General features: G+C 40.2%; 13 protein-coding genes. 11 read left to right on the top strand and 2 right to left on the bottom strand.

The window, feature by feature from the left end; all coding sequences use genetic code 11:
- Positions 1 to 25: 25 nt before the first annotated feature.
- From U1E44_RS08820 to U1E44_RS08850, 7 genes are all read left to right on the top strand, one after another.
- A complete protein-coding gene (locus tag U1E44_RS08820; RefSeq protein ID WP_322930705.1) occupies positions 26 to 790 on the top strand; it encodes a Rossmann-like and DUF2520 domain-containing protein in 765 nt (254 codons plus the stop codon).
- The gene (locus U1E44_RS08825; protein ID WP_322930706.1) at positions 774 to 1301 is read left to right on the top strand and encodes a KdsC family phosphatase; all 528 of its coding nucleotides are present in this window, start codon (positions 774 to 776) and stop codon (positions 1299 to 1301) included. Before U1E44_RS08820 ends, U1E44_RS08825 begins: the two co-directional genes overlap by 17 nt.
- A gap of 5 nt (positions 1302 to 1306) precedes the next feature.
- Positions 1307 to 1894 (top strand): Maf-like protein, encoded by a 588-nt coding sequence (locus U1E44_RS08830; RefSeq protein ID WP_322930707.1) that lies wholly within the window; start codon positions 1307 to 1309, stop codon positions 1892 to 1894.
- Between the two features lie 116 nt (positions 1895 to 2010).
- Complete coding sequence (locus U1E44_RS08835) at positions 2011 to 2955, top strand: hypothetical protein (RefSeq protein WP_322930708.1); 945 nt, start codon at positions 2011 to 2013, stop codon at positions 2953 to 2955.
- Between the two features lie 3 nt (positions 2956 to 2958).
- The gene (locus U1E44_RS08840) at positions 2959 to 3498 is read left to right on the top strand and encodes a mechanosensitive ion channel domain-containing protein (RefSeq protein ID WP_322930709.1); all 540 of its coding nucleotides are present in this window, start codon (positions 2959 to 2961) and stop codon (positions 3496 to 3498) included.
- A 115-nt stretch (positions 3499 to 3613) separates the two neighbouring features.
- Positions 3614 to 6130, top strand: a complete 2517-nt coding sequence (locus U1E44_RS08845; RefSeq protein WP_322930710.1) for a PIG-L family deacetylase — start codon at positions 3614 to 3616, stop codon at positions 6128 to 6130.
- Positions 6131 to 6249: 119 nt separating this feature from the next.
- Complete coding sequence (locus tag U1E44_RS08850) at positions 6250 to 7956, top strand: sodium:solute symporter family protein (RefSeq protein ID WP_322930711.1); 1707 nt, start codon at positions 6250 to 6252, stop codon at positions 7954 to 7956.
- Positions 7957 to 8002: 46 nt separating this feature from the next.
- On the opposite strand, the gene U1E44_RS08855 is transcribed toward U1E44_RS08850, so the two are convergent.
- Together U1E44_RS08855 and U1E44_RS08860 are read right to left on the bottom strand one after the other, a co-directional pair.
- A complete protein-coding gene (locus tag U1E44_RS08855; protein WP_322930712.1) occupies positions 8003 to 8848 on the bottom strand; it encodes a DUF2911 domain-containing protein in 846 nt (281 codons plus the stop codon).
- Between the two features lie 85 nt (positions 8849 to 8933).
- On the bottom strand, positions 8934 to 10166 hold the full coding sequence (locus U1E44_RS08860; protein WP_322930713.1) for a hypothetical protein: 1233 nt from the start codon (positions 10164 to 10166) through the stop codon (positions 8934 to 8936).
- A 188-nt stretch (positions 10167 to 10354) separates the two neighbouring features.
- Between U1E44_RS08860 and U1E44_RS08865 the strand changes: the two genes are divergently transcribed.
- The 4 genes from U1E44_RS08865 to U1E44_RS08880 are packed head-to-tail and all read left to right on the top strand — an operon-like array spanning position 10355 to position 14364.
- A complete protein-coding gene (locus tag U1E44_RS08865) occupies positions 10355 to 10852 on the top strand; it encodes an SRPBCC family protein (RefSeq protein ID WP_322930714.1) in 498 nt (165 codons plus the stop codon).
- Between the two features lie 2 nt (positions 10853 to 10854).
- Positions 10855 to 11550, top strand: a complete 696-nt coding sequence (locus U1E44_RS08870) for an SDR family NAD(P)-dependent oxidoreductase (RefSeq protein ID WP_322930715.1) — start codon at positions 10855 to 10857, stop codon at positions 11548 to 11550.
- 28 nt (positions 11551 to 11578) lie between these two features.
- Positions 11579 to 12889: a cryptochrome/photolyase family protein gene (locus U1E44_RS08875; protein WP_322930716.1), complete on the top strand. Its 1311-nt coding sequence runs from the start codon at positions 11579 to 11581 to the stop codon at positions 12887 to 12889.
- Entirely contained in the window at positions 12889 to 14364 is a 1476-nt protein-coding gene (locus tag U1E44_RS08880) for a cryptochrome/deoxyribodipyrimidine photo-lyase family protein (protein ID WP_322930717.1), read from the top strand. The genes U1E44_RS08875 and U1E44_RS08880 overlap by 1 nt, the downstream gene beginning before the upstream one ends.
- Positions 14365 to 14399 lie beyond the last annotated feature (35 nt).

Raw genomic sequence — 14399 nt, forward strand, 5'->3', positions numbered from 1 at the left:
CAAAATATATACTTACTTTAGTGGCATGATTACGGTGGTTCTACTTGGCGGAGGAAATTTGGCGCTTCATTTGTTCGATGCACTTCAAAAAAGTAAAGAATGTAGTGTACTGCAGTACTACAATAGGTCGATAGAAAAAATAGCTCATCTTTCCGGAGCGGTATCAATTACCAACAACCTGCAGGAAATAGTGTCTGCCGATTTGTATATTGTAGCCGTTTCGGATGATGCCATCGCTAAGGTGGCCAAAAACATAACGAAACACAATGCTCTTATAGCCCATACCTCGGGAAGTGCTCCCCTAGCTGTTTTGCCTCCACACAGTAGAAAAGCCTCCTTTTATCTGCTGCAAACATTCACAAAGGGACGTGCTTTAGATTTTCAATCGGTACCTATATGCTTAGAAACCGAGGATGAGGCGGATTTCACCCTTTTAAAACGCTTGGCCATGTCGCTTTCTAGGTCGGTACATCACATTTCTACGCCACAGCGACAGGCTTTGCATTTGGCCGCTGTATTTGTTAATAATTTTACCAATCACCTTTACCTCATTGGCCAAGAAATCTGTGTTGCGCAAGGATTATCTTTTGATCTGCTACGACCTTTAATTATGGAAACCGCTAAAAAAATAGAAAGTCTATCTCCTTTTGAAGCGCAAACAGGTCCTGCCAAACGTGGAGATACAAAAACATTGCAGCGACACCAGCGGCAATTGCAACAAAAAAATCGTAAAGAAATGTATATTTTATTAAGCCAATCAATTGAAAATACCCATGGAAAAAAGTTATAAATCCTATTTAAAAAATATCACCACTTTTGTTTTTGATGTGGACGGCGTATTTACTGATGGCTCTATTTTAATTACCACAAATGGTGAAATGCTACGCAAAATGAGCGTCAAAGATGGCTATGCGCTGAAGACGGCGATCCAAAAAGGATATCAGGTGTGCATTATTTCGGGCGGCACCAATGAAGGTGTTAAAGAACGTTTGCGAGGTCTTGGGGTAACCGATATTTACTTAGGCGCACACCACAAGGAAGCACCCTTAAAGGAATACTTAGATGTATACCGTATAGATCCACAACAGGTACTTTACATGGGCGATGATATTCCCGACATTCCGCCTATGCGTTTGGTGGCGTTACCCACCTGCCCGCAAAACGCTGTACCCGAGGTTAAGGCTATTTCAAAATACATATCGCACAAAAATGGCGGTAAAGGTTGTGTGCGCGATGTCATAGAACAAGTACTTAAAGTGCGAGGAGATTGGGATGCTAATTTCGATGCCCAAAATGCGTAAGACTTATGTGGAAATCAACGCTTAAGGAGTATAAAATTGTCTTGGGCTCTGGCTCCCCGCGAAGACAAGAATTTTTAAGCCAATTGCATCTGGACTTTGAAGTGCGAACCTTCCCTGTAGAAGAAGTGTACCCCTCCGATTTAAAAGGGCACGAAATAGCCGATTATTTGGCAAAATTAAAAGCAAATGCGCTTTTGCCAACCCTAAAGGATCGCGAAATTATAATCACTTCGGACACCGTAGTTTGGCATCGAAATACAGCACTTGGAAAACCAAAAAATACAGAAAATGCCATAGCCATGCTAAAGATATTATCTGGCGATTGGCATGAGGTAATTACTTCGGTATGTTTTACAACCACCAAAAAACAAATTTTGGTAAACGAAACTACCAAAGTGAAATTTAAGGAACTTTCGGAAGAAGAAATTTTATTTTATTGCAACCTACAACCACCCTTAGACAAAGCCGGCGGTTATGGTATTCAGGACTGGATAGGTCTTATTGGGATTGAGAAAATTGAGGGATCCTATAGCAATGTGGTGGGGCTGCCTACGCATTTGGTATATAAAACGTTAATGCGCATGGTTGCCTGATGCTTTTTAGATAATTTTGCACAGCATAATGCGGGAAGCCGACAGCCCCCTAAGGATCAATCATCATACCTTGCTTTTTAGAAAATTAAAAAAATGTTTAACCTAAAAATATACGCATGAATCATAGCTTCAAAATCATTTATACCCTAATTTTAGGCGGTTTGTGTTTTACTTCTTGTGCCGATTCCTCTAAAACGGCTGCGACTAAAATTGCGGATAATTCGGCAAAAAAAACTTCAGAAGCGCTGCCTAAAAAAGAACTTTCCCAACCCTTTAAAGCCTATTGGTATGCAGGTGATGCCGAAATCACATCGTATGAACTAAAACAAGCACGGTACGGAGAACTACGTGAAGGTACTTCGGTTTTGGTGTATGTAACCGAACCCTTTTTGGCTGAAAAACAGGTAAAGGCCGATGCACACCACTCCGACAATATTCCGGTCTTAAAACTAAATTTTACTAAAAATTTTCTTACCGGTATCTACCCCTACTCTATAATGACTAGTAGTTTTTATCCCGTACACGATAATGGGCATGCGCTTAAAGTAACCAATACCGTTCAGGAATGGTGCGGCCATGTCTTTGCACAAATCAACAATAAGGATAAATTTGAAATTAATTCCTATTCATACTTTGAAAGTGAAGGAGATCAACACCTTACTCTAGATAAAAATATTTTAGAAAACGAACTTTGGAACAAGATTAGAATAGACCCTAATGATTTACCCACGGGTTCGTTACAAATAATCCCGTCCTTAGAATTTTTACGATTACGACACAAAGAACTTAAGGCGTATACCGCTACCGCTAATATGGTTACCGAAGATACCCTTACAACGTATACCCTAACCTATCCGGAATTGGAGCGAAGTCTTAGCATTACGTTTCAGTCGCAATTTCCCTTTGGTATAGAAAGTTGGTCCGAAACCTTTGTAAGTGGATTTGGCCCAAAGGCCACCCCTATGACCACAACGGCCACAAAACTGAAAACAATAAAAAGTCCCTACTGGCAACAAAATGCCAACAGTGATGAAATATTACGAGAAAGTTTAAGCTTATAATGTATGGAGGATTTTTTAACCGAATACCAAAAAGAGCTGGTAAGTAGCGGCATTACCATTGTAGTTCTGTTGATTGTAAAATTTATTTTCGCAAAAACAATTCGCAGGGTTGGTGCCTTAACAGATATTAATCGGGTTCGTACGCGCCTTATTGTAAAATACGTATCGGGGGGGCTTACCAGTCTTGGTATTGTAGCGCTCATCCTTATTTGGGGCGTAAACATCAAGGATTTAGGACTTATATTTTCTTCTGTTTTTGCCGTAATTGGGGTTGCCCTTTTTGCACAATGGTCTATTTTGAGCAATGTTACTGCCGGCGTTATCTTATTTTTCTCTTTCCCCTTCCGGATTGGCGACCGCGTTAAAATTTTTGACAAGGACATGCTTTCTAAAGACTCGGATAGCCAAGAAATTTTCCTCATTGAAGATATTAAGGCATTTCATATTCATTTGCGCAGTAGCAATGGTGAATTGCTCACCTACCCCAATAACCTCATGTTACAAAAAGCAGTAGCACTCGTGTACTCTTACGAAAATTCATAACCTGGATTAAAATAGCTGTACCCTTAAAAAAATCTTTGTTTGTTAAAGAAGTTGTAAAAATACGCTTCCGGGTCTTAATCTTTCTATATTTGAAAACCATCTAAATCTATAAAAAATGCGGTATTTTTATGCCTTAAGGCTATGGGTTTTTTTATGTACTTCCGTTGCTTTAGCACAGCTTCCTAAGAGCAACTCCTCAACGGAGATCTATACATCGTTACAAAAGTTAAATTTCTTAGGCACTGCGCTTTATGTGGCAGCGCATCCCGATGACGAAAATACGCGGTTAATTGCTTATCTAGCCAATGAAGTAAAAGCAAGGACAGCCTATATGTCACTAACCCGGGGCGATGGAGGTCAAAATTTAATTGGTTCCGAATTGGGTTCCCTTTTAGGCGTCCTAAGAACGCAAGAATTATTGGCCGCACGACGTATTGATGGGGGCGAACAATTTTTTAGTCGTGCTATTGATTTTGGGTATTCTAAACACCCTGAAGAAACCCTAAAAATTTGGAATAAAGAGGCTATTTTGGGCGACTTGGTACGTGTCATCCGCGAGATACAACCCGATGTTATAATCAATAGATTTGACCACAGGACACCGGGAACCACGCACGGCCACCATACCTCTTCTGCCATGCTCAGCTTGGAGGCCTTTGACTTGGCAAATGATCCCAAAGTGTATCCGGAACAACTAACCTCAACAGAAATCTGGCAACCTAAACGTATATTTTTTAACACCTCATGGTGGTTTTATGGCAGTGAAGAAAAATTTAAAGAGGCCGATAAAACCAATCTACTAGAAATGAATGTTGGGGTATATTATCCCATACGTGGTCTTTCTAACAATGAAATTGCTTCCTTGGCTAGTAGCCAACACCTGTGTCAGGGATTTGGCCGACTCACTACTCGGGGAAATGAGGCAGAATATGTAGAGCTGCTGAAAGGCGATATGCCCGCCGATAAAACCAATATTTTTGAAGGTATAAATACGACCTGGTCTCGAATTAAGGGCGGGGAAGCGATCGGGAAGATTTTATATGATATTGAAGCTAATTTTGATTTTTCTAATCCGTCTAAACACGTACCGCAGTTGGTAGCCGCTTATGCCTTATTGCAAGAGATAACGGACACCCATTGGAAATCGCTAAAGTCCAAAGAATTAGAGGAACTCATTGTTGCTACTGCCGGACTTTATCTGGATGCCCATACGTCGGAAGCCTATGCAACACCCGGAAGCCAAGTAAAAATCCATTTTGAAGCTGTAAACAGGAGCAATCAACCTATCACATTAAAAAATATTGAGGTTCGTCCCTCTAAGGAAAACATAACAATAAATACTGCCTTGGCAGAGAATGAAAAAAAATTATTTAGTCTCGCTATTCCCATCCCAAAAAATCAACCTTATACCAGTCCGTATTGGTTAGAAAAAAAAGGCAATTTGGGTATTTTTGAGGTTACCGATAAAAGTTTGATAGGAAAGCCCAGAACGCCGGCTGCTTTCACTGCAGGTTTTGAATTGGAGATAAACGATGTTGCAATACGTATAGAAAGACCGGTAATTTACAGGTTTGCGAAACCGGACAAAGGTGAAATAGTACAATCCTTTGAAATTTTGCCAAAAGCAACCGCCAATATCGACGAAAACGTCTTTGTTTTTGCTACAAAGGACGCTAAAGAAATCCCGGTGCGCATTAAAGCCATGGAAAAAAATCTTGAGGGTTCCGTGCGTCTTCAACTGCCTAAAAACTGGACATCATCTCCCGATAAAATTGACTTTGTAATTTCGCAAAAAGGAGAAGAACGCACTGTTGTTTTCAAACTTTTACCTCCCGAGGCAGAGAGTGAAGGGTATATTGTACCTGTGATTTCAATAAACGGTAACACCTATTCGCAAAGTCTGGAAGAAATCACCTACGATCATATTCCCAAACAAACGATACTATTACCTTCCGAAAGTAAAGTAGTACGGCTCAATATTAAAAAAAATGGCGCCAATATAGCTTATCTTATGGGAGCGGAAGATAAAGTTGCCCTTAGTTTGGAACAAATTGGATACCATGTAAATCGGCTGGATGTGAACGCCATTAAAGAAGGTAGTTTAGATCAGTATGATGCCGTGGTGGTAGGCATTAGAGCCTACAATGTAATTCCGGAATTAAAATTTAAGCAAAAACACCTGCTGGAGTATGTTAAAAACGGAGGGAATTTGGTGTTACAGTACAATGTAGTGGGACGCAGTGGCTTTTCGTTTGAAGGCATTGCACCGTACCACTTACAATTGTCTAATAATCGTGTAACGGACGAAAATTCACCCGTAGAACTGTTAGCGAAGGATCATATAGCTCTAAATTACCCCAATAAAATTATACCGTCAGATTTTGACGGCTGGGTACAAGAAAGAGGATTGTATTTGCCCAATACATGGGACGAACGTTTTACCCCTCTTATTTCCATACATGATAGCGGAGAATCTCAGGAAAATGGAAGTATTCTAGTGACCAAATACGGCAAAGGAAATTATGTGTACACGGCACTAAGTTTTTTTCGAGAATTACCAGAAGGCGTTCCGGGGGCCTATAAATTATTTACGAATTTGCTGTCTTTGCCAGAAAACAAGCCTACCCCCTAACCTATAATGTAATAAAATGTTAGATAAATTACCTTGGAAAAAAGAATACACCTTAGTGCTGGTTTTAAATGCCATCTACATAATTGTGTTTTATTATTTGATGACCGCATTTAGTTAAGATGAGCGCACTAGATTGGACAATTCTAAGCTGTACCTTACTTTTTATTGTAATTTATGGGGTTTGGAAAACAAGAGGCAGCAAAGACGTAAACAGCTATGTACTAGGAGATAATAAGACCAAGTGGTGGACCATTGGGTTATCGGTAATGGCCACCCAAGCGAGTGCTATAACATTTTTATCAACGCCGGGGCAAGCCTTTCATGATGGAATGGGTTTTGTGCAGTTCTACTTTGGACTCCCTATAGCCATGATCATTATATGCGTTATCTTTATTCCTATATACCACAAACTTAAAGTATATACTGCCTATGAATTCTTAGAAAATAGGTTCGATTTAAAAACACGGACGCTCACAGCCGTATTATTTTTGTTGCAACGCGGACTGTCGGCCGGTATCACCATTTTTGCTCCTGCCATTATTCTTTCTGCCGTATTAGGGTGGGATCTTCGTATTTTGGTGGTGATTATTGGTGTTTTAGTGATCATTTACACCGTTTCCGGTGGCACCAACGCCGTTAGCGTAACCCAAAAACAGCAGATGTTCATTATAATGACCGGAATGTTTATTGCCTTTTTCTTTATTCTTGGCTATTTACCTTCGGATATAACCTTTGCCAAGGCGCTAAAAACGGCAGGAGCCAGCAATAAATTGAATATTCTCGATTTTAGTTTCAACACCAGCAGCAGATATACGTTTTGGAGTGGGATCACCGGAGGCTTATTCTTAGCACTCGCTTACTTCGGAACAGATCAAAGTCAGGTACAGCGCTATTTATCGGGCAAATCGGTCAGAGAAAGTCAATTAGGGCTTATTTTTAATGCGATTCTTAAAATTCCGATGCAATTTTTTATACTCTTGGTAGGGGTCATGGTTTTTGTTTTTTATCAATACAACCCATCACCTTTAAATTTTAATCCGGCTGCTACAAACGCCATTCTAGAAACCCCTTACGCTTCCGACTACAACTTGCTGGAACAAAAACATAGAGAATTGGAAGTAGAAAAAGTAATGGCGCAAAATAAATTTTCTTCTGCCCTAGATTTAAAAGAGTACACCGCAATTGTATCGGCAAAAGAACAGATTATAGCCATTAATCAAAAAGATCAAAATAATAGAGCAGCAGCCAAAGCACTTATTGGAAAAGCCAATTCTATTGTAGAAACCAATGATAAGGATTATGTGTTTATCCACTTTATCCTAAACTTCCTCCCCAAAGGACTTATTGGGTTGTTGCTGGCGGTAATTTTATCCGCGGCGATGTCATCTACCGCCTCAGAATTAAATGCGTTGGGTACTATTAGTGCACTAGACTTATACAAAAGAAATAGAAAAGGTTCGTTCTCTCCAAAACACTACGTAAACGTTTCTAAGATTTTTACGCTACTATGGGGTATCATAGCCATCCTTATTGCCTCATTTGCTAGTTTGTTCGATAATTTAATTCAATTGGTAAATATTATTGGCTCTATATTTTACGGCAATGTTTTGGGCATTTTCCTCATCGCATTCTTCTTTAAGTTTATTAAGGGCAATGCTGTTTTTGTAGCCGCTATAATTACCCAAGCCATCGTTATATTTATCTTCAATGCCGATCTGTTGTCCTATTTATGGTTAAATGCCATTGGATGCGGGGTAGTCATTATACTAGCCTTTCTTCTTGAGATATTTGACCGTATTTTAAAGAAGCCTGTGGTCGCCACATAAAAAAAGCCCACATTAATGCGGGCTTCTTCTTTTGTGATTTTAGGTCTTATTTTGCGCCCCACTCTTGCAGCGAATCGCGATTCATTTTTACGTAGTCTGCATTACCTGCCTCCTCGGAAGCTGCCAAAGACTTTTTTGCTATTTCAATAGCTCCTTTTTTATCACCGGCTTTGGCGTAAATAAGCGACTGTTGTCTTAGCTGCCAAAATGCAGGTTTTTCAGTCAGCGACATGGCTTTGTCTATCCATGTTTTGGCTTGTGCAATATCTTTTCCGGCTTCTAAGTAATATACGGCCGCATTGTAATACTCTCCTGCACCGGGGCCTGCCATCGCCTTCTCGATAGATTTAGATACTGCGGCATCTGTAGGCACATTAAACGATACGCCAACATACGTCTTTTCCCACATGATACCTAATACGGCAGAGGTTGCCGTTAAATCATCCAAAGAAATGGTAAACGATTCTACATGCATTGGCAAATTGTGTACCTCGACAGTTGTTCTTGCGGCAACCTTAGTTTCGTCTAAAGTGGCGGGAGCTCCACCACCTGCATATTCGCTGTAAAATAGGACATCCCAAGAAGTCTTTCCCGGAATTGTAAAAATAGCATAGGTACCTGCCTTTAGGCTTTGGTCGCCAATGGTAACGTCTTCACTAAACGTGATTTTTGTTCGGGCATTGGCACCCGTACGCCATACTTTATCAAAAGGTACTAAATCCCCAAAAACGGTTCTACCTCGTGTAGCCGGACGGGAATACTCTACCGTTACCTCTGTTAATCCTACGGTCTGAATCAGTTTTGAAGCAGGACTGGGTGCTGGTGTTAAAATTTGGGCATTCATTGCGAAACTCACAATAGAAATGCCACATAAAAGCATAATTTTCTTCATTTTATATAGATTTTGTTACGAATACAAAAATACAAAATAAGAAAATGGAAATCCTACAGAAATGATCGCGAATTGGACTAAATTTTTAGTTGAGAATAAATGGTTTTGAAATTATTTTTCCCTGAAGGTAAAAAGCGAGATAGTACACCGATTTTTCGAGCATGGATACATCGATGCTGGCCGACTTCTCTGCGCTAATACCTTGTTGTACCAGTTTCCCCGTGGTGTCAAAAATGACCCTTCCAAAAACGGAGCTTCTGGTTTGCAGTTCATAATGAAGTACAGACGACCCAAAATTACGATATACCCTAAGCGCATCCTGTTTTTCTGATGTATTCTCCACATCCGGAGGATCTTGCGGTTCGGGGTTTACCGGAGTGTCCTCTTCCGGTACATTTTCCTCCGGTACCAATTCTTCAGGCAACACAATCTCAGGTGGTTCATTTTGATGTAGTTGGGTAAGTGAATAAGCGAACAAACGGGATTTAGACGTAATTGGGGGATTAGCATTCAAAAACGTTTCTGATGAAAAAAAGTAGCTATTCTCATTGGCAAAAGCAATCCCCTCGGCCTGAAGAAAACCTAAATTAAGGTTCGTTTTTGCCGTATTTTCAGAAAAAAGAGCCGTAGCCGAAACCCCATCAATCCGAACTAAAAAAGGCGCTAAAAACCGTGTATAGCCTACCAAAAACAAAACTGATATATTCGGATTGTAGGTAGCCCCTGTGACCAATCCCCCTGCAGCAAAACTCCCCACCTGAGTTGCAGTATACGTTCCGGGTACGGTAGACATGGCATAGGCTTTTGTACCATTAGAAACCCATTGTTTGGTAAGCACCACGAGCTGGTTATTCCAAACAAAAAGCGCTTCGGCATCCCAGTCGTTGTTGTTGGGGTTGGCGTCAAAACTCAACTGATCTTCATAGGTAAAGGCTATTCTTTCGGCGGTGACACGATCCAAGGCATTATAATCAGTTTTTAAAATCCTGTAGATTCCTAAATCTGTTCTGGTGCCATTATTGTTTCCAATATCGCCAATGTATATATAGCTTTCATCCTGGGCCAAGTCTTCCCAATCTACGTTAGCGGCATTCGTTATGGTTACTGTTCGTGTAATTTCTAGGGAAAGTGTATCTATTTCGAAGAGTTGTGCCGTGTTACCGGAATCGTTATGGGTAATGAGTTTCCCATTATAAAAGAGCAATCCTGAGGTTTCTTGTACTTCATCGGGCAACGCTCCTATTTCCCGAATATTTTCTTGAGCCCGGCAAAAAGGCGAAAAGAATAAAAATCCTAAAAAGAAATATCGGAAAAGCATGATTTCATTTTCTAAGGAAAAGTACAAAAAGAATGCTTGAAATTGTATTTTTTGCCTTAAAGTGTACCTAAAAACCTTTAAAGCGAAACCTAGCATGCTAAACTTACCCAAAAAGTTTAATTTTGTTTAACAATTTTCATTTTTTATTCAACAATATCATCTTATATTTGCCACATACTCCATTTTTTATGACACTTTATCAATTATATTCTAAACAATCCCTGCCCATATCTCAGGATGAGGCGTGGGACTTTTTATCCAGTCCCGAAAATTTGTCTGTAATTACCCCACCTCACATGGGGTTTCATATTTTGTCAAAAGACACAAAAAAAATGTTTCCCGGCCAGATTATTCAGTACAACGTATCGCCTTTTCCCTTCTATACCACCAGATGGGTTACCGAAATTACCCATGTAAAAGAGGGCGAGTATTTTGTAGACGAGCAACGCTTTGGACCGTATGCCTTATGGCATCACAAACATTTTATAAAACCCATTGCGGGTGGCGTGGAAATGGAAGATCGTATTGATTATAAACTTCCTTTCGGAATTTTAGGAACATTAGCGCATCATTTACTTGTACAAAAACAACTGGAGACAATTTTCCGATTTCGAGAAAAAAAATTGAATGAATTATTTGGCACCTTTGATGGGGTACCTAACATCCTAGAATTAAAATCAATTTAAAAATGCAAAAAAAAAATATACTTTTAATCGGCGGATCGCATGGGATTGGCAATCATATTGTACAGCTCTTAAATGACCAAAACCATATCTATGTTGCCTCGCGTTCTCCGAAAGGTTTAGCTGATTTTGCGATAACCTATATGCCGTTTAATGTGTTGACGGATACCTTGGATGTATCCCAACTCCCCGATGAACTTCATGGCTTTGTGTACTGTCCGGGAAGCATCAATCTAAAACCCTTAAAAATGATGGGACTAGAAACCTTTCAAGAAGATATGGAATTAAATTTCTTTAGTTTAGTAAAAGTCGTAAAACAGATACTTCCGTATATGGCACAAAATGCAAGTATGGTCTTTTTTAGTACGGTTGCAGTAGGTCAAGGAATGCCTTTTCATACCAGTGTAGCCGCTGCCAAAGGTGCTGTCGAGGGATTTGGTAGGGCCTTAGCAGCCGAATATGCGCCTAAATTACGCGTCAATGTCATTGCGCCTTCCTTAGTAGATACGCCTTTGGCTTCCAGACTGCTCAACAACGACAAAAAACGAGAACTCATGTCGCAACGCCACCCCTTAAAAAAAGTGGGGCAACCCCAAGATATTGCTGAAATGGCGGTATTTTTATTGAACGACAAAAGTACCTGGATGACCGGGCAGGTTTTAGGTGTTGATGGTGGACTATCTCGTTTAAAAATGGATTAAGTTGCTTTTAACTAGGTGTTTAAAATAGATGAATAAAAAAGTAACTGTTTTTTGGTTTCGAAGAGATTTGCGGGTCGATGATAACAGCGGTTTATTTCATGCCCTGCACGGCGCACATCCCGTATTGCCTATCTTTATTTTTGATCCCGAAATTTTGCAGCACTTGCCCAAAGACGATGCCCGTGTAAGCTTTATTTTTGAAATGCTACGAACCATAAATAACCACTTAAAAACGGAATTTGGCAGTGGTGTAGCGCTGTATTTTGATACTCCCGAAAAGGTGTTTTTGCAGCTGCTAAAAACCTACACTATAGATTGCGTTTACACCAATCACGATTACGAGCCTTATGCGAAGCAACGAGACCAGCAGATTGGCAACCTATTATCTTCTCACGGCATTGGGTTTAAAACCTATAAGGATCAGGTTATTTTTGAAAAAAACGAGGTGGTAAAAGACGATGGAAACCCTTATGTAGTCTACACCCCGTACATGAGAAAGTGGAAAAGTACCTTTATAGCAACTTCGGCTATAAAAGAGTATGACACTGCACCACTTTTACACAAATTACATCGCGATGCCCAATTACCTAAGGTTTCTTTGTCCGATATGGGTTTTGAAGCGGCTTCCATAGGAGTTCCCGATTATGTAGCAACACAAAAGCTCATTCAAAATTATGATGCTACCAGAGACTACCCTGCCATAAAAAATGGAACTTCTCGTTTGGGTCCGCATTTGCGATTTGGTACCGTTTCCATCCGAAAAATGATTAAAAAAGCGATTTCTGAAGACAATGAGGTTTTTTGGAATGAGCTTATTTGGCGCGAATTTTTTATGCAAATTCTTTGGCATTACCCGCATACGGTGCACGCCGCATTTAAACCAAAGTACGATCGAATTGAATGGCGAAATAATCCGTTGGAGTTTGAAAAATGGAAAAACGGACAAACAGGTTATCCGTTAGTAGATGCCGGAATGCGCGAATTAAATGCTACAGGTTTTATGCACAACAGGGTTAGAATGCTGGCAGCAAGCTTTTTATGTAAACATCTATTAATAGATTGGCGTTGGGGCGAAGCTTATTTTGCGGAAAAGCTTCTGGATTATGAATTGAGCAGTAATGTGGGCAATTGGCAATGGGCTGCCGGAAGCGGTGTCGATGCCGCTCCTTATTTTCGCATCTTTAACCCCATGACGCAGGTAGCAAAGTTCGACAAAGAACGACAGTATATTAACCGTTGGGTGCCCGATCTACAAGAACTAACCTACCCGCAGCCCATGGTAGACCATAAAATGGTTCGGGAGCGTTGTTTAGACGTCTATAAAAAGGCTGTAGGGTAATGGTCGTCGTCTGGTTCAAAAGAGATTTGCGTTTGTTAGATCATGAGCCGTTAGTAAAGGCCATTGCTACCAGAGAACAGCTGCTACTTCTCTATGTTTTCGAACCTCTTTGGATGGAAAATGCGCACTACAGTAGCATGCATTTTAACTTTATCAAGGAAAGTTTATCGGATATTCAGAACCAATTAGCCATGTACCAAACAAAACTTCTTGTGGTGCAAGGCGAGATTTTAGATGTGTTAAACACCTTGTATGCGATACACCCTATTACCCAACTTTTCTCTCATCAAGAAACCGGAATAAAAATCACCTTTGATCGAGATAAAATGGTTCAAAATTGGTGTTATGTACACCACATACCATGGCACCAAAGTGTGGCTAATGGAGTTTTCAGAGGACTCAAAAACAGGAAAAATTGGATGCAAGATTGGAAGACCCATATCTCCAATGAATTACAAAATCCCGATTTGGTAAAAGGAAATTGGATCCCTTTAAAAACCATACTAAATGACTATGAAATACATTTCAAAATTCCTTCACTACAGACAGAGAGAAACCCGCAACATCAACAAGGGGGTAGCCAAACAGCACTAAAGTACCTACATTCTTTTTTGGAGAATCGCATATCGGGCTATACCCAAAACTACAGTAAACCGCTAACCTCACGATATCACAGCAGTAGATTATCTCCCTATTTAGCCTGGGGTAATGTATCGTCTCGCCAAGTGTTTCATATTACGATGGACTATAAAAACCCATCAAACAAACGAAATTTAAACGCCTTTCTGTCTCGCATGCAATGGCAAGCCCATTTTATACAAAAATTTGAAATGGAATGGCAAATGGAATTTAAGAGTGTTAATGCGGGCTATCATCAACTGCAAAAACCCGTGCATAGCGAGTGGCAAAAAGCATGGCAAACGGGCAACACCGGTATTCCAATGGTAGATGCTGCCATGCGGTGTTTAGTGGCTACAGGATTTATAAATTTTAGATTACGTGCTCTTTTGGCATCCTTTTTTACGCATCTATTATGGCAACCATGGCAGGATTGCACAGCACATTTAGCACACCATTTTCTGGATTTTGAACCGGGTATTCATTTTCCACAGCTCAACATGCAATCCGGAGAAACCGGTATACATACGATTCGAATTTACAACCCTGTTAAAAATGGGAAAGACCATGATCCACAGGGAAAATTTATAAAAAAATGGGTGCCAGAACTTAAAAACATACCGCTAAGTTACCTACATGAGCCATGGAAAATACCCGTTTTAGAACAACAATTTGTGCAATTTTATCCGGGCATTACCTACCCTAAACCCATTATAAATATAGAAAAAGCGCGCAAGCATGCCAGTGACACCCTTTGGAACTACAAAAATAACGCTAAGGTAAAAACGGAAGCCCAGCGCGTACTGGCAAAACATACCTTAAAACATCGCCCTATATGGGATGCGCCTATAACGTAGTAGGGTACTAAATTGTGCCAAAACACTAAAGGTAT

The organism is Aurantibrevibacter litoralis, from assembly GCF_034651555.1.
GTDB lineage: Bacteria > Bacteroidota > Bacteroidia > Flavobacteriales > Flavobacteriaceae > Aurantibrevibacter > Aurantibrevibacter litoralis.

What these genes read in the sequence shown, in the direction of transcription:
- U1E44_RS08820 (WP_322930705.1), top strand. Translation starts at nt 26, where the DNA reads ATGATTACGGTGGTTCTACTTGGCGGAGGAAATTTGGCGCTTCATTTG.
- U1E44_RS08825 (WP_322930706.1), top strand. Translation starts at nt 774, where the DNA reads ATGGAAAAAAGTTATAAATCCTATTTAAAAAATATCACCACTTTTGTT.
- U1E44_RS08830 (WP_322930707.1), top strand. Translation starts at nt 1,307, where the DNA reads ATGTGGAAATCAACGCTTAAGGAGTATAAAATTGTCTTGGGCTCTGGC.
- U1E44_RS08835 (WP_322930708.1), top strand. Translation starts at nt 2,011, where the DNA reads ATGAATCATAGCTTCAAAATCATTTATACCCTAATTTTAGGCGGTTTG.
- U1E44_RS08840 (WP_322930709.1), top strand. Translation starts at nt 2,959, where the DNA reads ATGGAGGATTTTTTAACCGAATACCAAAAAGAGCTGGTAAGTAGCGGC.
- U1E44_RS08845 (WP_322930710.1), top strand. Translation starts at nt 3,614, where the DNA reads ATGCGGTATTTTTATGCCTTAAGGCTATGGGTTTTTTTATGTACTTCC.
- U1E44_RS08850 (WP_322930711.1), top strand. Translation starts at nt 6,250, where the DNA reads ATGAGCGCACTAGATTGGACAATTCTAAGCTGTACCTTACTTTTTATT.
- U1E44_RS08855 (WP_322930712.1), bottom strand. Translation starts at nt 8,848, where the DNA reads ATGAAGAAAATTATGCTTTTATGTGGCATTTCTATTGTGAGTTTCGCA.
- U1E44_RS08860 (WP_322930713.1), bottom strand. Translation starts at nt 10,166, where the DNA reads ATGCTTTTCCGATATTTCTTTTTAGGATTTTTATTCTTTTCGCCTTTT.
- U1E44_RS08865 (WP_322930714.1), top strand. Translation starts at nt 10,355, where the DNA reads ATGACACTTTATCAATTATATTCTAAACAATCCCTGCCCATATCTCAG.
- U1E44_RS08870 (WP_322930715.1), top strand. Translation starts at nt 10,855, where the DNA reads ATGCAAAAAAAAAATATACTTTTAATCGGCGGATCGCATGGGATTGGC.
- U1E44_RS08875 (WP_322930716.1), top strand. Translation starts at nt 11,579, where the DNA reads ATGAATAAAAAAGTAACTGTTTTTTGGTTTCGAAGAGATTTGCGGGTC.
- U1E44_RS08880 (WP_322930717.1), top strand. Translation starts at nt 12,889, where the DNA reads ATGGTCGTCGTCTGGTTCAAAAGAGATTTGCGTTTGTTAGATCATGAG.